This window comes from Bradyrhizobium sp. (genome assembly GCF_035935975.1).
Classification (GTDB): Bacteria; Pseudomonadota; Alphaproteobacteria; order Rhizobiales; family Xanthobacteraceae; genus Bradyrhizobium.
In genome coordinates, this window is the sequence record NZ_DASYWN010000010.1 from 204545 (window position 1) to 225473 (window position 20929).

A 20929-nucleotide genomic window follows, 5' to 3' on the forward strand; every position below is an offset into this window, starting at 1 on the left:
TTGGGTTTACGCTGCGAACTTCGCGAGCCGGCTCATCTCCTGCGTCACCAGCTCACGGTAAGGACCGTGACCCTGCATCAGGCGGTCGGGCGCACCGTCCTCGATGATCTTACCGTGCTTCAACACGATCACGCGGTCGAAATTGCGCAGCGTCGCCAGCCGGTGCGCGATCGCGATCACGGTGCGGCCGCGCATCAGGCGCGACAGTGCCTCGCGGATCGCCTCCTCGGATTCGCTGTCGAGCGCTGCGGTCGCCTCATCCAGCAGCAGGATCGGCGCGTCCTTCAGGAAGGCGCGCGCGATCGCGATGCGCTGGCGCTGGCCGCCGGACATTTTGACACCGCGGTCGCCGACCATGGTGTCGAGGCCCTCGGGCAGGCTGTCGATGAAATCGCAGCGCGCCGCGATCGCCGCGCGCAGCACCTCGTCGTCGGTCGCGTTGGGGCGGCCATAGCGGATGTTCTCGCGGATGGAGCGATGGAACAGGGAAATGTCCTGCGGCACGACCGAGATGGCCTCGCGCAGGCTCTGCTGCGTCACCATCGAGATGTCCTGGCCGTCCACGGTCACGCTGCCCTCGTCCACGTCGTAGAAGCGCTGAAGCAGCGTGAACAAGGTCGACTTGCCGCCGCCGGACGCACCAACCAGGCCGACGCGCTGGCCGGGCTGCAGGCGCAGGCTGAAGCGCTCGAAAATCTTGTCGCCGCCGGGATAGCCGAACGTGACATTGTTATACGCGATCGCCGCACCGCTCTTGACCAGCGGCTCCGCCTCGGGGTGATCGCGCAGTTCGTGCGGGATCAGCAGCGTCGCGATCGCCTCGGTCAGGCGCGCCACGTGCTGGGTGACATCGACCAGCGCCACGGCGAGGTCGCGCGTCGCGCTCAGGATGGAGATGCCGAGCGTACAGACCAGCACGACGTCGCCGGTGGTTGCCTCGCCCTGCTGCCAGAGCGTGACCGCCCAGGCCATCAGCGCGATCGTCAGCAGCACGGTGACGGCCGCATGAAACAGCCGCAGCTTTTCCAGATAACGCAAGCTGCGGCTTCGTGCGGTCAGTTCCCGGTTGACCGTCGCGTCGAAACGCTCGTGCTCGTGGCCGATGCCGCAGAAGGCACGGACCAGCGGCATGTTGCTGATGACGTCGATCATTTCGCCATCGACGGCCGCAGCCTTGTCGGCGAAGTCGTCATGCAGCGGCTTGCCCGCGGCAGCCAGATGGAACATGGCGATCACCATGCCGCCCGCAATGACAGTCAGGCCGAGCGCCATATAGGGACTGACGGTTCCAATCAGCGCGATTGCCGCAATTGTGGCAATGCACGGTGGCAACACATTCCAGACGAACATGTTCTCGACCGTGAACACGGCGTTGGACGTGGCGGTAATGCGGCTCGTCAGCATGCCAGGCATGCGGTCGGAGAAGTAACTCGGCGCATGCCCCGTCAGATGACGAAATATGTCACGGCGTAAATCGCCCGTGACACGAACGAAGGTAAAGCTCGCTGTCCAGCTCGCGATGCGCCACAGGAAATTGTCCGCGGCGATCAGCGACATGAGCAGAATGAATGCCAGCCATACGCTGCCACCATGCGAGGTTCCCGCAGACAAACTGTCGACGAGGGATTTGACGCCGTATTGCGTGCCTACGGAGCAGGCAACGGCCGCGACGACAGCGGTCAGGATCACCATATGCGACGCCAGCCGTCGTCGAAGATAGCGCAAGACAAAGGCAAATGGCCTGCGCGCGTATCCAGAAAGATGATCCATGTGACTACCGACCCCGTCGTGATGATTTGAGTTTCTCTGTTAGCCGATTGAACATCGACCGCTTCGCCTCGGTTCCCGGGCAAAACCATCACGACATGCGGATGCGGGCGATGTGAGATCAGCTGATGGCAGCATCGCGGCCGCGTCGCAGTGTGTCGAAGAAGTAACGTTCGCTACAAGGAACTTCGCAAATGCGAGAACGTTCCCTCGACTGGCATGCCGGTGCCGTGACACGGCGGGGGCTTAACTTCCATGATTGCACAGAGGAGAAGGTGAGATGCGCATCGCGCAGGTAGCTCCGTTGACGGAGGCTGTTCCACCCAAGCTGTATGGCGGCACCGAGCGGGTGGTGCATTGGTTGACGGAAGAGTTGGTTGCCCTCGGACACGACGTGACACTGTTCGCCAGCGGCGACTCGCAGACGTCGGCGAAGCTGGACGCATTGTGGCCGCGGGCGCTTCGCCTTGACGGTTCCGTGCGTGATCCCAACGCGCTGCATATGGTTCTCCTCGAGCGCGTGCGGCAGAAATGTGACGACGAGGAGTTCGACTTCCTCCATTTCCATCTCGATTATTATCCGTGGTCGCTGTTCCACCGGCAGCCGACGCCGTTCGTGACCACGCTGCACGGCCGGCTCGATCTGCCGGAGCATCAGCCGGTGTTCAACACCTTCTCCAGGATGCCTGTGATCTCGATCTCGAACGCACAGCGGCGGCCGGTGCCGCAGGCGAACTGGGTGACGACGATCCATCACGGCCTGCCGGAGAATTTGCTGACGCCGAAGCCGGCCAAGCAGGAATATCTCGCCGTGCTCGGCCGCATCGCGCCGGAGAAAGGCGTCGACCGCGCCATCAAGATCGCGATGCATTGCGGCATTCCGCTCAAGATCGCGGCCAAGGTCGATCGCGCCGACCAGGACTATTACGACGAGATGATCAAGCCGATGATCGTGAACAATCCGCTGGTGGATTTCATCGGCGAGATCGGCGATCATGAGAAGTCCGACTTCCTGAGCGGCGCGCTCGGCTTGCTATTGCCGATCGACTGGCCGGAGCCGTTTGGTCTGGTGATGATCGAGTCCATGGCCTGCGGCACGCCGGTCATCGCGTTCAACCGCGGCTCGGCGCCTGAAATTATCGACGAAGGCCTCACCGGCTTCGTGGTCGAGGACATCCTCAGCGCGGCCGGTGTGGTCAACCGTCTTGCGCAACTGGATCGCACCGCCATCCGCAAGCAATTCGAGAAGCGCTTCACAGCGCGGCGGATGGCGCTCGACTATCTCGCGGCCTATCGAAGCTTCACCGAGGCCACCGCGCCGCGGATCAAGCTGGTGAGCAGCGCGGAGTAAGGGGGCACGCTGCCGCTACACAACGAACTGTCATGCCCCGCGAAGGCGGGGCATCCGGTACGCCGCGGCTTCTCGGTTCAGCCACGACCGTCTCGGCGTACTGGATCGCCCGGTCAAGCCGGGCGATGACACCGAGTGTGGGGCGAGCGGTGACAACGAAAATGAGGCGGTTGTCTCGCCCTAATCCACCACCGCCCGCTTCGGCTCCACGATCTCGAACATCCGCGGAAACTCGTCCATCAGCCCCATCAGCTCGGCGAGCCGCATCGGATTGCCCGACAGCTTGACCTTCCCTGCCGCGACCGCTTCCGGAAAGCTCGTCAGCTTCGCGATCACCTCGTCCAGCGTGGCGCGCGCGAGCGTGAAGCTGGCGTCGGCGGTCTCCGCCTGCACACCTTCCGTGTAGGTGAGTGCGCAATTCTCCAGGTTGAGCACGAAGGTCTCGCCGGTGTCGGAAAAACTCCAGTTCAGCACGATGTGCTTGCCTTCCGCCTTTGGCCCGTTGAGGCGGATGCCGAGCACGTCCCAGAGCTGCGAGGTGCGGAGCGCGGCCAGCGTCTCGCGCGGCATCGGCGGGCGTGCCGGGGTCTTCGGCATGCCCTGCCGCAATTCCTGCGCGCCGAACAGATAGGCGTTGCGCCAGGTCGAGCTCTCGGCGGCATAGCCTAGCTGCTCCAGCGTATCCGCCAGCAGCGCGCGCGCCGCCGCATTGTCGGGCTCGGCGAAGACGAGATGGCTGAGCGCCTGCGCGATGAAGCGGAATTCACCCTTGTCGAAATCCGCGCGTGCGCGCGCGAGAATGGCGTCGGCACCGCCCATATACGCGACATATTTCTTCCCGGACTCGACCGGCGGCAGCGGATCGAGATTGACCGGATTGGCGTCGTACCAGCCGAGATACTTTTGGTAGATCGCCTTCACATTGTGACGGATGTGGCCGTAATAGCCCCGCCCATGCCAGGCACCCTCGAGGCTCTTCGGCAGCTGGATCGTCTCGGCGATCTCGGTTGCGGTGAGGCCATGGTTCATCAGCCGGATCGTCTGGTCGTGCGCGAACTTGTAGAGGTCGCGTTGCTGGCGGATCATCGTGCCGATGCGATCGCGGCCCCACACCGGCCAGTGATGCTGGCCGCACATCGCCTCCGCCTTGCCGTCCCAGAGCTGCAATGCCTCGCCCAGGTACTTCGACCACGCCAGTGCATCGCGCACGTCGGCGCCGCGGAACGGCAGCAGATTGTGGAAATTATGCGTGCAGTTCTCGGCGAGATTCAGCAGCTTGTAGCGCGGGATGAAGAAATGCATCTCCGCCGGCGCCTCGCTGTTCGGCGCCATCTGGAATTCGAATTCGACGCCGTCGATGACGCGCTTGTCCCCGGTCGCCATGATCAGATCGGTCGGCCGCAGCAGCGCGACGCCGCCCGCGGCCATCGACTTGCCGAGCCCGTTGTCGACCTGCCCCCGCACGCCCTTGGCGAGGAACGGCCCGAACTGGTATTGCGCCCGGCGCAGCATCGCCGGCCCCGCAATGATGTTCTCGGAGACGGCATGCTCCATGAACAGGTTCGGCGCGATGATCGGCACGCGCCCCGTCGCCAGCGCATCCTCCTCGAGCACGCCGCGCGCGCCGCCCCAATGGTCGGTGTGGGTATGCGTGAAGATGATGGCCGCGACCGGCCGCAGGCCGCGGTGCTTGAAGTAGAGGTCGAGCGCGGCACGCGCACCCTCGATCGAGGTCAACGTATCCACGACGATGACGCCGCTGTCGCCCTCGATCAACGTCATGTTGGCGATGTCGAGCCCGCGCACCTGGTAGACGCCGGGCACCACCTCGAACAGGCCATGATGCATGTTGAGCCGCGCCTGCCGCCACAGACTGGGATTGACCGTGGCCGGCGCCTGCTCGTCCGACAGGAAGCCGTAGGGCTTCAGGCTCCAGACCGTCCGCCCTTGCGGATTGGTGATCTCGGCATTCTCGATGCTGCCGAGAAAGCCGCGCGCGGCATCGTCGAAATCCCGCGTGTCGGAAAACGGCAGCGCATTCAGCATCGCCGTTTGCTGCGCGATGACGGACGGCGTTGCGTCCTTTGGCTCGCGGCTCGGTTCAGTCATGTTTGTTTCCTCCCGGTTGCGGGCATCTAACCGCATCTCGCGGATGATTGCCATCGCCGGTGGAGGAGGAATGCGTAGCCCGGATGGAGCGAAGCGCAATCCGGGGCCTTCGATCCAGACGTGAGAGAATCCCGGATTACGCGGCGAGCTCTTCGGCGGCCGACTGCCCCGCTGCGGCCGGGTCGGGCATGCACAGTTCGCCGGCCAGCACATAACCACCGCGGCTCGCCTTGGCCCGGTAGAGCGCCCTGTCCGAGCGCGACAACAGCGCCTCGGCGGTTCGGCCATCGTCCGGCGCGACGGCGACACCGACGCTGACACCGAGCTCGATGACCTCGCCGTCAACGTCGTACGGCGCGCTGATCGACTGAACGATACGCTCCGCCATTGCTTCCGCGTCCGTCGCCACGCGCCGCACCAGAACGAACTCGTCGCCGCCCATCCGCACCACGAGGTCCTCCGGCGCCGCGATTGCCCTGAGCCGTCCGGCGACCTGCTTGAGCAGCGCATCGCCGACGGGATGGCCGAAGCGGTCGTTCGCTTCCTTGAAGCGATCGAGATCGAGCGTATGGACGGCGATCGTCCCGGCCGCGAGCATGGCGGGCAAATCCGCCGCCAGTACCGCACGATTGGCGAGGCCCGTCATCGGATCGATGCGCGACAGCTGCTCGAACTGCCGCTTGAGCGTGATCTGGTTGATCGAGGCGTTGAAGCTCAGCCGCACCATCTCGAAACTCGCGACCACGTACATCAGAATCAGAAGCCCGAGGCCGACATGGCGCAGATCCGGCTGCATGAAGGTCACGATCGCGGCGGGCGCGGCGATGGCGACGAGGTCGAGCAGCGCCGCGACGGGACGCAGCGCCAGCCGCGCCACCACGCCGGCACCAAAGCCGAAGCCGATACCGATCGCCATCACGGAGCAGAGCGCATCGCCCAGCACGATGCTGCGCGCGGCAAACAGGCCGAGAATGAAGGCCGTCACGACGGTGCCGGCCACATAGCGCCGCTCCCAGCGCACGGCCTCGGCCCGGCCGAGTTGCGGCGGCCGCACAAGGCGGCGACGGAATGCAAGAATCTCGACCAGACGGACGATGGCCACCACCACGCCGGCGACCGTCAGGGCCGCCGTCACCCTGTCGCCGGTCTCGTAGGTCGTGATGGCGCCGACCATCGCCTGGCAGGCGGCCGCGAGAATGGTGGGCATCGTCGTGCCGTGAAGGCCCGTGATGACTTCCAGATAGACGGCATCCGAAATCGACGCCCGTCCGGATTCCATTCTGTTGAACAACATGCCAGCCCCATCCCGCTGGCATGGTCCTACCGCATATCCGTAAAAATGCGTGCGCCGGAACGCGATGGCATTTGAACGCGCGGGTTTACCGCGCGTTCACCATGCGATGCAGCGATCCCGGTTCAGTGCATCCCCAGCACCCGCGGCAGCCACAGCGTCAGGTCCGGCCAATACGTCACGATGACGAGGAAGCCGAGCATCGTGATCAGCCACGGCATCACCGCGACCGCCAGATCCGTGATCCGCATTCGCGCTATCATGGAGGCAACGTAGAGGTTCAGGCCGACAGGCGGATGGCAAAGGCCGACCTCCATGTTGACGTCCATGACGATGCCGAAATGGACGAGGTCGATGCCGAGCTTCTTGGCCGCCGGCGCCAGGATCGGGGCCATGATCAGGATGATCGAGTTCGGCTCCATGAAGTTGCCGGCGAGCAGCAACAGGATGTTGACCACCAAGAGGAAGCCGACCCAGCCGAGATTCTGCGCCGCGATCCAGTCGGCGAGCGTTGCCGGCAGGTTCTCGTTGGAGAGCACGAACGAGAACAGCACAGCGTTGGTGACGATGTAGAGCAGCATCGCACTGGTGTTGGCGGCGCGCAGCAGCACCCGCGGCACGTCCACCATCTTGATCGCCTTGTAGACGAACACCGCGATGACGAAGGAGTAGACCGCGGCCATCGCAGCCGCCTCGGTCGCGGTGAACAGGCCGCTATAGATGCCGCCGATGATGATGACGACCAGCATCAAGCCCCAGATGCTCTCGCGAAAGGTGCGGACGGTCTCGCCCCAGCTCGCCTTCGGCAGCCGCGGATAGTCGCGCTTGCGCGCCAGCCACCAGGTGACGATGCAGAGCATCGTCGTCAGCATGATGCCGGGCAAGAGACCCGCGACGAACAGCGCGCCGATCGAGGTGTTGGTCGAGACCGCGTAGACGATCTTCGGGATCGACGGCAGCATCAGGATGCCGAGCGAGCCGGCGACGGTGATGATGCCGGCGCCGAAGCGCATCGGATAGCCGTGGCGCACCATCTCCGGCAGCACGATGGCGCCGATCGCCGCCACCGTCGCGACGCTCGAGCCGCAGACCAGCGCAAACATGGCGCAGGCGACGATGCCGGCGAGCCCAAGGCCGCCATGCCAATGGCCGATCAGCGAGGTCGCAAAGTTGATCATGCGGCGCGCGACGCCGCCATGGGTGAGGAAATTGCCGGCGAGGATGAAGAACGGAATCGCCATGATCTCGAAGCCCTCGATGCCCGTGAAGAGCTTCATCGAGACGGCTTCGATCGGCACCGTGGTCAGCGTGAACAGGAACGTCATCACGGTGAGGCCGAGCGCGATCGAGACCGGGATGCCGGTCAGCATCAGCGCGATCAGCAGCGCGAACACGGTTGCGGCGCGCATCCAGTGCGGCAGCACCAGCACGCCGAACTTCTCGGCAAGGCACATGGTGAAGATCAGGATCGGCGCCATGATCAGGATGACGCCGAGCGGCGACACTTTTCGCGCGGCGGCGCGGGTGGCCGCGCCGGCGGGCTGCGGATGCAGCGCCGGCGAGCCGTCGGCCTCGACACCCTCGACATGGCTCTCGTCGTGATGCGGCAGCTCGCCGGTCCAGTAATAGGACCAGGACACCTGCAGGAAGCGGAAGCACATCAGGCCCGAGCCGAGCGGGATCGCGAGATACACGAACCACATCGGCGCTTCCAGATCGTTCGACTGCTGGCCGGTCTTGAACATCTCGCTCACGAAGGAGGCGCCGAAGGCGGCGATCATGCCGGTGAACAGCGCGCCGCAGAGCAGCGAGAACAGGATCACGTGCTTGCGCGAATGCTCGGGCAGGCGATTGACGAGCAGGTCGACGCCGACATGGATGCCGGTGCGCACGCCATAGGCGGCGCCGAACTTGGCCATCCAGATGAACATGTAGATGCAGAGTTCCTGCGCCCAGGACAAATCGAGCTCGGACAGGAAGGTGAACACCGCCATCGACAGCGAGGCGAGCCAGGTCATGCCGTGCGCGGCCGCCCACCTGGAGAGCGCGATCGATTCGCCTGCCCCGTAACGGTGCACCACCGCGATGAAGATCAAGCCGGTTGCAGCCGCGATGAGCGTTGCGATCAACCATTCTTCGAGATGATTGAGCGCCTGATTGAGCACGCGAAGCAAATCAAAGTCCCCCTATCGATGCGAAACGGTCGGGAGTGCGTACACTCCCGACCGTTGGTATTATTCTCCCGGAAACCGCGTCAGTTCATCTTGACGTCGAGTTCCTTGGCAACGAGATCGAGCACTTCCTGCCCGACCCGACCCTTGGCCCAGGTGTAGGTCGGCCGCATCGCCTCCTGCCACGCCTTGCGGTCGGCGTCGCTCAGATAATGCAGCTGGGTCTTGCCCGCCTTCTTGATCTCGGCGAGCGCATCCTCGTTCTCCTGATGCGCGATCAGATTGGTGTAGTCGGTCGCCTCATTCATCGCCTTCTCGAGCTGGGCGCGAGTGTCGGGCGGCAGGCCGGACCAGAACTTCGAGTTGACGATGACGGCATACTGTAGATGCGCGTGATAGGACACGGTGATGTCCTTCTGCACCTCGTAGAACTTCTGCGTCAGATAGTTCGAGGCGGTGTTCTCGCAGCCGTCGACGACGCCGGTCTGCAGCGCCTGGTAGACTTCCGAGAACGCCATGATCTGCGGGATCGAGCCGAGCAGGCGGAAATACTGGTCGGCGATCTTCGAGCCAGAGATGCGGAATTTCAGGCCCTTGAAGTCCTCCGGCTTCATCAGCGCGCGGTTCGACGACACCATGTGGAAGCCGTTGTCCCAGTAAGCGAGGCCGGTGATGCCCTTGGCTTCCAGCTTCTGGAACAGCCATTTGCCGACCGTGCCCTTCATCGCGCTGGAATAGGTCGCGTCATCCTTGAACAGCCAGGGCAGGTCGAGCGCCTCGAATTCCTTGATGCCGAGCGGGGCGAATTTCGCGGTCGACGGCGCCAGCATCTGCACCGAGCCGAGCTGAAGCGCCTCGATCTCCTCCTTGTCCTTGTAGAGCGAGGAGTTCGGATAGACTTCGATCTTGACCTTGCCGTCGGTGTACTTCTCGGCGAGTTCCTTGAACTTCAGCGCGCCCTTCCCCTTCGGGGTGTCGTTGGCGACGACGTGGCTGAACTTGATGACGATTGGGCTCTGAGCCTGGGTAACTGCAGGGGCGAGAGCGAACGCGGCCACAGCGACCGCGAGAAGCAGTTTGCGCATGAAGGACCTCCCCAATAACCCCTGAGAAACCGGGTCTTTTTTGTTTTGCTTTGTTGTGCGCCTTCAGTAGTGGCAGCAATCCGCCACCCGAACAACTAGACCTAAGCCCAATTTGCCGCAGCCAAGCTATCTTGACGGCTGCGGAATGCGCAACCCGCCACGCGCGCCCGCCCCCGGGAGCGAGCGCTTATGTCGCATTGCGGCAATGCCATCAGTCCTTGCGCTGGGCAACCATGAACAGACGCCGGAACGGAAACAGCGTCTGCCCCGCGGCATTCTTGGGGTAGGCTTTCGCCACGCGCGCGCCATAGGCCGCCTCGAAGGCCGCCTTCTCGTCGCCCTGCAAGATGTCGAGATAGCGCGTCAGCCAGGTCCCCTTTGTCCATTCCTTCACGGGATTCTCGCCTTCGAGCACCTGGAGATATTCGGTCTCCCAGATGTCGACATTGGACGACATCGGCGCAAGCAGATCATGATAGAAGGCCGGCCCCTCGACCGGCGGCGGCGTGACGAGATGCTCGACCTTGGACCGCCACGGTCCATCCAGCGCGGTCTCGCCGATCAGCACATGCGACGGCGCCAGGAAGTTGCGCGGCATCTGGACCGCAAGCACGCCGCCCGGCGCGACCTTCTCCATCACTGACGGAAACAGTGCCGCATGATTGGGCAGCCAGTGCAGTGCGGCATTGGAATAGACGACGTCATATTGTTTCGCGGGACGCCAATGGCCGAGGTCCTCGTGCGACCACTCGACGTCAGGCGCCGCCTTCCGTCCCGCCGCGACCATCTCGGCCGAACCTTCCACGCCCGTCACGGTCGCCTCCGGCCAGCGCTCCTTGATGAGCTTGGTGACATTGCCCGCACCGGCACCGAGGTCGGCGATCGTGCGCGGGCCCAGATCCGGAATCCGCATCAACAGATCGACGGCGGGCCGGAGCCGATGGCCGGAGAATTTGAGATATTGCTGCGGATCCCAGACCATCATTCGCGCCTTTTCTTTTTCGTGTTTCCTTCACCGGCGCTTCTGGTTACCACTGCTCGTCCCGCTCAGGCAATTCGCAATGCCTGCGGGACGGGTAGGAAACCAACACCCAACGAACGACAACAAGCAAAAGCAAACAAGAGAGCGTGACCATGGACCTCGGGCTCAAATCCAAAACCGCTGTCGTGACAGGCGCGAGCATCGGCATCGGCCGCGCCATCGCCAAGGGATTGGCTGCTGAAGGCGTGCGTGTCGTCGGCCTGGCACGGCGCACCGACCTGCTCGCAGAGCTCGTGAAGGAGGTCGGCGGCGGACTGATCACGCCGCTCGAGCAGGACGTGATGGCCAGGGACGCCGCCGAGAAGATCGCAGCCTTCGCGTTGAAGGAGCTCGGCCATGTCGACATCCTCATCAACAATGCCGGCGGCAGCCGCCCGCTGCCGGTCGATGCGCCCGACAGCAAATGGGACGAGGCGATCGCGCTCAACTTCACCAGCTACCGCCGCATCGCGCATGCGCTGCTGCCGCAGATGATCGAACGCAAATGGGGCCGCATCGTCAACATCACCGGCAAGTCCGAGCCGGAAGGCCTCAACGCCGCCTTCGCGGCGAAGGCTGCCGTGCACGCCTGGGCCAAGGGCCTGTCGCGCGAGATCGGCGAGCACGGCATCACCATCAACTGCATCCCGCCCGGCCGCATCATGAGCGAGCAGATCCGCCGCAACTACCCGCCGGATTATCGCGAGCGTTTTGCCGAGGAGGAGATCCCGGTCGGATACTGGGGCGAGCCGGAGGACCTTGCCGCGCTCGCGGTGTTCCTGGCATCACCGGTGGCGCGGTACATCACGGGCACGGTGATCCCGGTGGATGGGGGGCTGAGAAGGTATCAGTTTTAGTAGCTCGCCGATTTACACGCGGAAGGCGGACGCCGCGCAGGAATAGCGAAGGCGGCGACCGCGCCTTACGCCCCGCACATCCATCGCTCATGTCCCGGACGCAGCGGCCCGAGCGAGTCATCGCGCCTCGTAGGATGGGTAGAGCGCAGCGAAACCCATCGACGGCATCCGAGGCGACGCATGATGGGTTTCGCAAGTGCTCTACCGATCCTACGCATGCGAACGCGCGCCGCGCGCACGACAGATGCTTGATCTAGATCAAGCCCGCCACGACAGCGCCATCCCGGAATATGCGCGATGGCCGCGCAGAATGCGCCGCCCGCAGCAAGGAGTTGATCGATCATGACCTCCGCGAAGTGTTTGCGTACCCTCGTTATCGCCGGAGCCGGCGCTCTGTTGCTCGGCACCGCCGCCCAAGCCGGGCCGATCCCGACGCATCTCTCGACGATGAAATCGATGGTCGAGCCAGCCACGACTGAAGTGCAATGGCGCGGCGGCTGGCGTGGCGGCTACGGCTATCGCGGCGTCGGCTATGGCTATCGCGGCGTCGGGTGGGGCTACCGCGGCGGCTGGGGGTATCGCGGAGGCTATGGCTATCGCGGCTACGGTTATCGCGGCCTCGGATACGGCGTCGCCGGCGCCGTCGTCGGCGGCGCGATTGCGCGCAGCGCCTATTACGGAGGTTACGGCAGCGGCTACTACGGTGGCTATTATGGCGGCGGCTATCCCGCCTACAGCTACAGCTATACGCCCGCGTACAGTTATGGTTACGGATATGGCGGCGACTATTGCCCGCCCTCTGGCAGCTACGCCGGCTACTGGTAGCGAAGATTGGGAGGACGGCTTGCCGCCGTCCTCCCCTCGATCGGGATCCCTAGTTTAGTGCCAGCCCGTAGGATGGGTAGAGCGAAGCGAAACCCATCATCTTTCCTCGTGCAGACGGCTGATGGGTTTCGCAAGCGCTCTACCCATCCTACCAGCTGCCGTCGGGATTTCTCGTCTAGTTCGGCGGCAATTCTCCCGCACGCTTCAGCGCAACGCCTGTCATGATCTGGTCGTCATGCAAGGGCGAAGAATCGCCGATCTCATGACCGAACATCCCTCGCGCGAGCAGCAACACCTCATCGTCTTTATCGAGGTGGATCACAGAGTCCCTGTTCAGCACGTTGCCTGACCATCTTCGCCAACCTTTTACATAGGTCGTGACGGCCGGATCGTTCACGCTCGATACGCCCGCATATTTCTTCGCCAGGGCCGTCAGAACGAAGGAGCCCTCTTCGCCATAGCCGTAGCGATCGGTGAGAAGATTGTACCAGGCCGCCGTGCCGTGCTCGGGGGTAACGTAGATCGTCGTGACATTGCCGCCGCCGTCAGGCTGCGTGACGCCGACATAGCCCGGAAAATTCTTCTGCCAGTTGGAGATGTTCAGCGCGCCCGGATTGTTGGTCCGGATCGACCGCTTGATCGACGTGTCGTAGGGCGTGCTGGAGAAGACTCCGCCCGGCGTGAGGCTGCGGTAATTCGGCCCGGCCACGGCGGCTGCCAAGCCGATGCCGTCCTGCAGGCCGACCAGCCAGCCGTAGCGCGTCTTCGGGTTGTTGTTGAACACCGTGAGTGGCGTGACCTGAATCGCATTACCGTACTGCGTGTCGTTCCCCCTCGAGCAATGAACGACGCTGTTCTCATCGACGATGATGCCGATGTGTCCCTGGTGCCCGTGCTGGTCCGGATAGACCACCACCGCGCCGGGCTTCTTGCTCGTCGCGTCGAAAATGCCGACGGATTGCCCGACATCCGTCCATACCCCGGTCGTCTCGATCCAGCCGCCGTTGAAGTGAACGTAAAACTGATCCGCCGTCTTTCGGCTCATGCCGAGGCACCAGGCCACGAAACCCGAGCAGTCGCATAGACCGTCGTGGCCCGGCGTCGCAGAGCCGGGATTCATTCCGCCTTGTCCAAGCTTATAACGAATTCCCTGTTCGACCGCCGCGTGGGCGCGCGCGAGGACTGCAGCCACTTGCATGTTCGCTCTCCGGGATGGGTTGATAACGCGGGGATGGTACAATCTGGAATTGCGAAGCCGCAAGCTGGCCCGAGCGCGACCGAACGCCCTACCCCCGCTCTACGATGACGAACGGCGGCGGCCCAAGGAGCCAATCGTTGCGAGAGTTCTTGCGGTGCAAAAGGCAGTGGTCCGCCTAGGGCATGATCCGGAAAAGTGCGCAGCGGTTTTCCGAAAAGATCATGCCCAAACAACAACCTAAAGCGCGATGACGATTCATCCAAATCTCATCGTGCTTTAGGGCTGACGCGCCGACGGACGCGGACATCACGCTCTGATGAGGAGAGCGCACCCTGGTCTTTGCCGGGTCAGCGCACGATAGCATTCCGCCAGTGTTTTGCCCGACGGGTCAATGTCATGGCCACGTCGGATGCCGTCGCGTTGCGTTTCGAAAAACCCCTTTTCGATCAAGGGGCCTTCTACTGTGCATGGGGTTGTTTTTCGACTTTTTGTTCTGGAGCCCTCACTCCGCCTGCAAAATCTCCGCGATCGCAGCGCCCGCTTCGATGGTGCCGAGCCTGCCGCCGACGTCGCGCGTCGCCCTGCCCGCACCAATTGCCTTCGCCACCGCGGCCTCGATCGCACGCGCGGCTTCCTCGTAGCGGACCGCGCCGCTGTTCTCGCCGTGCCAGGCCAGCAGCAGCGCGGTGGAGAGGATCAGCGACACCGGATTGGCGATGTCCTGCCCGGCGATATCAGGCGCTGAGCCATGCGCCGCCTGCGCCATGGCGTAGCGGTCGCCGACATTGAGCGAGCCGCCGAGGCCGAGACTGCCGGAGAGCTCTGCGGTGAGATCCGACAGGATGTCGCCGAACATGTTGGTGGCGACGATGACGTCGAAGCGATTGGGGCTGCGCACCACATGCGCCATCATGGCATCGACGAGGATGTCGTCGACCGCGAGGCCGGGATAGCCTTTCGCTGCCTCGCGGCAGATGTCGAGGAACATGCCGTCGCCGATCTTGAGCACATTGGCCTTGTGCACGATGGTGAGATGCTTGCGCCGCTTCATCGCCAGGCGACAGGCGGCGTGCGCGATGCGCTCGCAGCACAGCCGCGTGATCCGGCGCAGCGAGATCACGACATCGGGCGTGACCAGCATCTCGCCATTGCCCTGTTCCATGTTGCGGTCGGCGTAAAACCCTTCGGTGTTCTCGCGCACCACGACGAGGTCGAAATCGCCGAGCCGGCCGGGGCGGCCGGCATAAGTGCGTGCTGGCCTCACATTGGCGTAGAGGTCGAGGCTCTTGCGAAAGTGCCTCGACGGATTGATCTCGCCACGCGCCTCGTCCTTGAAATCGAAGGTTGCGGTCGGCCCCAGGATCAGGCCGTCGGCGCCGCGGACGATGTCGAGCAGTTCGGGCCGCACCGTCGTGCCTGATAGCTTCAGGCTCGCATGCCCGACCGCGTGCTCCTCCAGCCGCAGATTGAGCTGAAAGCGTTCGGAGGCCGCGCGCAGCACGCCCGATGTCGCGGTCGTGATCTCGGGTCCAATGCCGTCACCCGGCAGAACGACGATTTGCATGGCGTTTCCCCAAAATGGCAGTCACGGCGCGATCATACGCCGGTGCGAGGCGTCATCGCCTGACCTTCGCGCATACAATGCATGCGCGCTTGTGCCTGTGGAAGCGGCCTGCGGCGTAGTACATGCCAAAAGTCCCCTTGAGGCACGCCGCCGGAGCCACGCGCGAACGCAATGACAATCACGTTACCTGCCGCCGCGCGCGAGCCCGATCATCCCATTGCCGACGGCCTGCCCGCCACGCAGCGGCGCTGGGCGATCGCCGCGATCTTCACCGCGCTGGCGATGGCCTCGCTCGACACCGCAATCGCCAACATCGCGCTGCCCGCCATTGCCGCCGACCTGCACGTCTCGCCGGAGCAGTCGGTCTGGGTCGTCAACGTCTACCAGATCGCGCTGGTCGCGACGCTGTTGCCGCTCGGGGCTCTCGGCGAAATCGTCGGGCACCAGCGCATCTATCTCGGCGGCCTGATCCTGTTCACCGTCGCCTCGCTGTTCTGCGCGGTGGCGTGGTCGCTGGACAGCCTGCTGGTCGGACGCACGCTGCAAGGCCTCGGCGCCAGCGGCATCATGAGCGTCAACACGGCGCTGGTGCGCTTCGTCTATCCCGGAAAGATGCTCGGCCGCGGCTTCGGCCACAACGCGCTGGTGGTTGCCACCGCCTTCACCTTCGGCCCCTCGGTCGCCTCCGCCATCCTCGCGCTCGGCCCGTGGCCCTGGCTGTTCGCCGTCAACATTCCCTTCGGCCTGGTCGCGACCGGCATCGGCTTTGCGATGCTGCCGAAGACGCCGCGCGCCGATCACGGCTTCGACTTTCTCGGCGCGCTGCTGGCGTCGGCCTGCCTCGGCCTGTTCATCACCGGCATCGGCAGCGCCGCACACAATCTGTCGCCTGTTGTCGTCGGCGTCGAGCTGGTCTCGGCGCTCGCGCTCGGCTTCATCCTGACGCGCCGCCACGCCGATCATCCCGCGCCGATGCTGCCGATCGATCTGTTCAGCCGGCCGATGTTCGCGCTGTCGGCGGCAACCGCCGTGTGCTCCTTTGCCGTGCAGGGTCTCGCCTTCGTCTCGCTGCCATTCTATTTCGAGGACGTGCTCGGACGCTCGCAGGTCGAGACCGGCTTCTTCATGACGCCCTGGCCGCTGGTCGTCGGCATCATGGCGCCGATCGCGGGCCGCCTCTCCGACCGCCATGCGGTCGGCTTGCTCGGCGGCATCGGCCTCGTGCTGCTCGGCCTCGGCATGGCGCTGCTCGCGATGCTTCCATCCAATCCCGCCATTCCCGACATCATCTGGCGGATGGTGATCTGCGGCATGGGGTTCGGCTTCTTCCAGGCGCCGAACATGAAGGCGGTGATGTCGAGCGCGCCGCCCCATCGCAGCGGCAGCGCCTCGGGCATCGTCGCCACCGCGCGCCTGACAGGCCAGACCACGGGCGCCGCACTGGCTGCGCTCTGCTTCGCGCTGGCCGGCCACGACGGCGCGACCGTCGCGCTCGCGCTCGGCGCCGGGTTTGCCGCGCTCGGCAGCGTCATGAGCTTTCTGCGGCTGGCGGTTAAGTAGGCGGAACGGGTTCGCCCGCGCCACGCCCTAGAAAGCCGCAGGGATCGGCTGGCTCACGGTCGCCGCCGCGTCGAGCGGCTCGCAAGTGATCTTCCGAGTCAGGCTTGGCCAGCCCGCGGTGCCGCGCGTCGGCACAAACGTGTCGCCCTGGGGCTTCAGCACGATCGGCTCCGATTTCAGGCAGACGTCAGGAAATGCGATGCCATGTCCGCCGCCTTGCGTGAAATGCCCGACCAGCATCTGGGAGGCCTGCATCATTGCCGCCGGCGAAGCCCGCATCGGGCGTGCGGGGTCGAACGCACGATAGCACGGCCAGTCGGTGTGATTGGCCGCGAACTCATAGACGATCCTGCAAGCCGCCCCCGCCGATTTCTCGAAGGGTGCATCCGAAGGCGCCGCGGCGTCGCGCTCGAAAACCAGGGTCTCCAACGTCAACGCCTCCGTCGTCGCATCGGGGGCGACGGGCTTGCCCGGCTCGACCGCGATCTCGCCGCGCGAAAACACGAGCTTGGTCCTGGGCTGGGCATCTCTGGTCTCCAGCACCATCATCGGCCGCTCGGCCCACGACCGGTCCAGCACCACGTCGCCGCCGCCCATGGTCAGCCGCACATTGCCGACCGCCGGATTGTCGTTGGCGAAATCGATCATGCGCAGGTACACGTTCGACTTCGATGCTTCCAGGCTCAGGAAGCGCAAATCGTCCACCTGGCGCGAGATCGGCATCATCGGATCGAAGCGGTCGTCGATGTTGAACCGCACGATCCTGTTCAGCCTGGCTGCGGCCGGTCCCTTGGCGGCCGCCGGCGGCGCGACGTCGATCACGAGCAGGGACCCGCCCGGCGAATAGGTGTTGCCGAGCGCGCGCTGCCAGAGTGCGGTCAACGGCGACTCCGTCCGCAGATCGACGTCCCGCGCGAAAGATATCTGCTGCCCGGGCCGGATCACCGAAAAGTTCTGGAACGCGCCGAGCGCCGCGCCCTTGCCGACGCCGTCTCCGGAGAAGTTGACGCATTTGGACTGGTCGTCGTTTCCTGAACCCTCGATCGGCCTCGACGCTGAACGCGAGCAGAAGCTGAGATCGTGCGCGGCTGTCTTTTGCGGACTGATGGCGGTCGCGTAGATGGGGTCCGGCGCGCCGGGGATCTCCATCGGGAGCGGAGAGGTTGCGAACATGTCGACCTCGACCATGGTCAGGGATGAGCGCGCTTCGATCGAGCAGAGATCCCGCTTCGGCAATGTGTTGGTAAGCAGTCGCGCCGCATCGGCAAGGACGATGCAGGAGGTGGTGTCGCGCGGGTTGTTCCGGCTCATCCAGATCAGGTGATCCTTCCCTGCACCGTCGACCAGCAGATACGGCGCCGCATGACGGCGGCGTGGCGGCAACCACACCGGAACGGTTTGCGACAGCATGGGCTTGCGCCCGAGCAGCGCCTCCGGCAGCTTGGTCACGCCGACCGACCGCAATTCGGCGCTGACCTGGTTCTGATCCTGCATGGTGTCGAAGACGGGCAGCTTCGCGCAGGTCGTGCAGGTGACGGCGACAGCGGACCTGACGTTCTCGAAGGTCAGGATGACCTGATCCGGCTCGCTGCGATATTTGACGGGGTCCACGGCCTTGAACGGGTGATCCACCACGCGGCTGGCGACGAAGCCGTTCGAGCGCGATGGATCGGACTCGAACTCGAAATAGGTCGATCGATCCCAGCCGCGATAGGAGCCGTATCCGCCGAGACTGACGCCTGCCAGAACCATCTTCGAATCGGTCTGACATCGGATCGCGCTGCTCGCCTCGCTCCCGTTGCGAATATAGGTGCACAGCCGGAACGCCGCGTTTTGCAGGATTCGGTCGCAGTCGCTCTGGCTATAGCCGTAGGTGGCAAGGCCATGGCGATAGCAGAGGTCGTGAGCGACGCAGGCCTGCCGGAAGCGCTGGAGCACCAGATGACGCTTGCCGGCGTCATCCTTGCTGCCGTCGAAGAAGATGTTGGTCAGCGCCGGAAGACTGCAGTTCAGCCCCTCGCCGCTGCCGCCGAGCGTGCTGACGACCTCCGGCCCGGACTGGAACGCAGTGATCGTGGCAGGCATCTCTCCGTCGGAGATGTCCTCGACGTTCTTGTAGAGGGAGTCGGCGACGAACGAAGGCACATAAGCAAGCGTAAGCCCCAACGCGATCGCCGCGATCACCGCGACCGACCAGCCGATCATCTTCCTGGACATGACCTACCCCGCCAAAGCCGAGCTCTCCGCAATCGGATCCTGATCGCCGCCGGGTACTGAATCTCGCCGGGCCGGCGCAATTGCCGGCGCGACCGCGAAATCGCGAGCGGTGTCATCCCGATCACGATCAGCCCGAGGTTGTTTTGCTGTCAAGCGAACAGCTCACACTTGCCGCCCGGAATTCGGCTCCAGCGACCGGGCGGATCGACGCAGCCGCGCGCTACGGCCGGCGCGTCGATGCGCCGTCGGTGGGAGACCGCTCTAGTCTTTGGATGTCAGGCCAGATGCCGCGCACCGACCGAAGCAACCGAATTGGCCATGTCCGCGTCCAGCGCAACGAGGCGCTCGTCGATCCCCGCGATGACCTTGCGCGAGAACGGGCCGAGATGCGCATAGGCCGCGATCATCTGCACCGCGATGCGCGCCGACGACGTGTCGCGCTTGGCGCAGTTCATGAAAGTCTGCCAGAGCGGGCGCCCGTCCGGAATGGACGTGACCACGCGGTGCACGGTCTCCATCGCCCCGACCCTCGCGCGGATATCGCCTTCGGCGAGTTCCTGACGTTGCCTGGACCGGTCGAGCAGCGTCATCAGCTTGTCGACGCGGCCCGCATAGGCCGCCGGGCTGTAGATCCGCTCCAGCACCGTCCTGTAGTCCAGGAGAATATCGCGCAGTGGCCGCACCGGATCGAAATTGATGCCGTCCGTGCACTGGTCGCCGCCCGTCGCGGATGCCAGATCGTGACCCACGTGCAACCGGCCCTCCTTCTCAAGCCGACGCGTGAGCTGCGTATTCGGCAACGCATAGAGCAGGCCCACCATGGCGACCGGAATTGCGGCCTCCTCGATGAAGTCGACCATGGCATCCGCCATCGCGACCTTCTCGTTGTCGAAGCCGACGATGAAGCCCGCAGTGACCAGCATGCCGGCAGCGTAGATCTTATGGATGCTCTCGGCGATGTTGCGCCGCGTGTTCTGCTTCTTCCGCATCGCGACCAAGGTTTCGGGGTCCGGGCTCTCGATGCCGACGAAGATGCCGAAGAAGTTGGCGGCGCCCATCAGCTCCAGCAACTCGGGATCGTCGGCCAGATTGACCGAAGCTTCGGTCGACAGCTCGAAGGGATAGCCGTGAGCGCGCTGCCATTCGGCAAGCTGGGGCAGGAACTGCCGTAGTGACTTCTTGTTGCCGATGAAATTGTCGTCGACGAAATCGAGATGGCCGCGGTAACCCATCGCGTAGAGCGTTTCGAGCTCGACGAACATCTGCTCCGTCGTCTTGGTCCGCGGCACGCGGCCGTAGAGCTCGATGATGTCGCAGAACTCGCAGGTGAACGGACAGCCGCGCGAATATTGCACACCGAGATAGAGGTAGTCCTCGAACCTCAGCAGATCGAAGCGCGGCACCGGCGTCTTGGTAACGTCGGCCTGGAATTTTGGCGCGGTAAACACGCCGGAGCGTGCACCGCTGTCCCAGGCCGCAATAAAGTCGTCGATGACGCTCTCGGCTTCCCCGAGCACGCGGAAGTCGGCCTTCTCGTAGATGTGCGGGCTCGACGTCGGATCGGGACCGCCGACCACCACCGGCTTGCCCGCGGCGCGGCACTTGTCGATCAGGCGCAGCGTGTCAACCTGCTGCGGCATCATTCCGCCGGTGAAGACGACGTCGGCCCAGGCAAGATCGTCGTCGTCAAATGGCTGCGTGTTGCGATCGATCAGCCGGATCGTCCAGCTCTTCGGCAGCATCGCGGCAACGGTGATCAGACCCAGCGGCGCGGCCGGGCGCCGCACCCCCATCAATTTGCAGGACTCGCCAAAGCTCCAGAACGACTCCGCCGTGAACAGAGGATAGAGCATCAGCACATTGCAAGGGCTCGCCACGTCGATGGAACTCCTTCTGCTTCGGACGCAGTGTAG

The 20929-nt window shown here is 64.3% G+C and carries 14 protein-coding genes and 1 pseudogene; 4 read left to right on the forward strand and 11 right to left on the reverse strand.

Annotated elements, in window-relative coordinates; translation table 11 throughout:
• Positions 1 to 6: 6 nt before the first annotated feature.
• Complete coding sequence (locus VGR99_RS04645) at positions 7 to 1770, reverse strand: ABC transporter ATP-binding protein (protein ID WP_326897123.1); 1764 nt, start codon at positions 1768 to 1770, stop codon at positions 7 to 9.
• Between the two features lie 277 nt (positions 1771 to 2047).
• Here VGR99_RS04645 and VGR99_RS04650 point away from each other — a divergent pair, with 277 nt between their 5' ends.
• On the forward strand, positions 2048 to 3118 hold the full coding sequence (locus VGR99_RS04650; protein ID WP_326897124.1) for a glycosyltransferase family 4 protein: 1071 nt from the start codon (positions 2048 to 2050) through the stop codon (positions 3116 to 3118).
• 180 nt (positions 3119 to 3298) lie between these two features.
• Here the strand turns inward: VGR99_RS04650 and VGR99_RS04655 are convergent, their stop codons facing one another.
• The 6 genes and pseudogenes from VGR99_RS04655 to VGR99_RS04680 form a co-directional block, all read right to left on the reverse strand.
• A complete protein-coding gene (locus VGR99_RS04655) occupies positions 3299 to 5227 on the reverse strand; it encodes an alkyl/aryl-sulfatase (RefSeq protein WP_326897125.1) in 1929 nt (642 codons plus the stop codon).
• A 136-nt stretch (positions 5228 to 5363) separates the two neighbouring features.
• The gene (locus VGR99_RS04660; RefSeq protein WP_326897126.1) at positions 5364 to 6521 is read right to left on the reverse strand and encodes a GGDEF domain-containing protein; all 1158 of its coding nucleotides are present in this window, start codon (positions 6519 to 6521) and stop codon (positions 5364 to 5366) included.
• Positions 6522 to 6643: 122 nt separating this feature from the next.
• Positions 6644 to 7927, reverse strand: coding sequence for a TRAP transporter large permease subunit (locus tag VGR99_RS04665; protein ID WP_326897218.1), 1284 nt, complete (start codon positions 7925 to 7927; stop codon positions 6644 to 6646).
• A gap of 240 nt (positions 7928 to 8167) precedes the next feature.
• Positions 8168 to 8536 (reverse strand): annotated as a pseudogene (locus VGR99_RS04670) (TRAP transporter small permease); the annotation flags it as partial.
• Positions 8537 to 8772: 236 nt separating this feature from the next.
• Entirely contained in the window at positions 8773 to 9774 is a 1002-nt protein-coding gene (locus VGR99_RS04675) for a DctP family TRAP transporter solute-binding subunit (protein WP_326897127.1), read from the reverse strand.
• Positions 9775 to 9985: 211 nt separating this feature from the next.
• Complete coding sequence (locus VGR99_RS04680) at positions 9986 to 10756, reverse strand: methyltransferase domain-containing protein (RefSeq protein WP_326897219.1); 771 nt, start codon at positions 10754 to 10756, stop codon at positions 9986 to 9988.
• A gap of 152 nt (positions 10757 to 10908) precedes the next feature.
• Between VGR99_RS04680 and VGR99_RS04685 the strand changes: the two genes are divergently transcribed.
• Positions 10909 to 11652 carry an SDR family NAD(P)-dependent oxidoreductase gene (locus VGR99_RS04685; protein WP_326897128.1) on the forward strand — a complete coding sequence of 248 codons (744 nt, stop codon included), beginning with the start codon at positions 10909 to 10911 and terminating at the stop codon, positions 11650 to 11652.
• A 342-nt stretch (positions 11653 to 11994) separates the two neighbouring features.
• On the forward strand, positions 11995 to 12477 hold the full coding sequence (locus tag VGR99_RS04690) for a hypothetical protein (protein ID WP_326897129.1): 483 nt from the start codon (positions 11995 to 11997) through the stop codon (positions 12475 to 12477).
• 175 nt (positions 12478 to 12652) lie between these two features.
• Here VGR99_RS04690 and VGR99_RS04695 read toward each other — a convergent pair whose 3' ends face one another.
• Both VGR99_RS04695 and VGR99_RS04700 read right to left on the reverse strand, forming a co-directional pair.
• Complete coding sequence (locus VGR99_RS04695) at positions 12653 to 13669, reverse strand: hypothetical protein (RefSeq protein WP_326897130.1); 1017 nt, start codon at positions 13667 to 13669, stop codon at positions 12653 to 12655.
• Between the two features lie 508 nt (positions 13670 to 14177).
• Positions 14178 to 15239: an isocitrate/isopropylmalate dehydrogenase family protein gene (locus VGR99_RS04700; RefSeq protein WP_326897131.1), complete on the reverse strand. Its 1062-nt coding sequence runs from the start codon at positions 15237 to 15239 to the stop codon at positions 14178 to 14180.
• Positions 15240 to 15410: 171 nt separating this feature from the next.
• Here VGR99_RS04700 and VGR99_RS04705 point away from each other — a divergent pair, with 171 nt between their 5' ends.
• Entirely contained in the window at positions 15411 to 16799 is a 1389-nt protein-coding gene (locus VGR99_RS04705) for an MFS transporter (RefSeq protein WP_326897132.1), read from the forward strand.
• A gap of 27 nt (positions 16800 to 16826) precedes the next feature.
• Here VGR99_RS04705 and VGR99_RS04710 read toward each other — a convergent pair whose 3' ends face one another.
• Together VGR99_RS04710 and VGR99_RS04715 are read right to left on the reverse strand one after the other, a co-directional pair.
• Entirely contained in the window at positions 16827 to 19016 is a 2190-nt protein-coding gene (locus tag VGR99_RS04710; RefSeq protein ID WP_326897133.1) for a hypothetical protein, read from the reverse strand.
• Between the two features lie 275 nt (positions 19017 to 19291).
• On the reverse strand, positions 19292 to 20899 hold the full coding sequence (locus tag VGR99_RS04715) for a B12-binding domain-containing radical SAM protein (RefSeq protein ID WP_326897220.1): 1608 nt from the start codon (positions 20897 to 20899) through the stop codon (positions 19292 to 19294).
• Between the last annotated feature and the right edge of the window lie 30 nt (positions 20900 to 20929).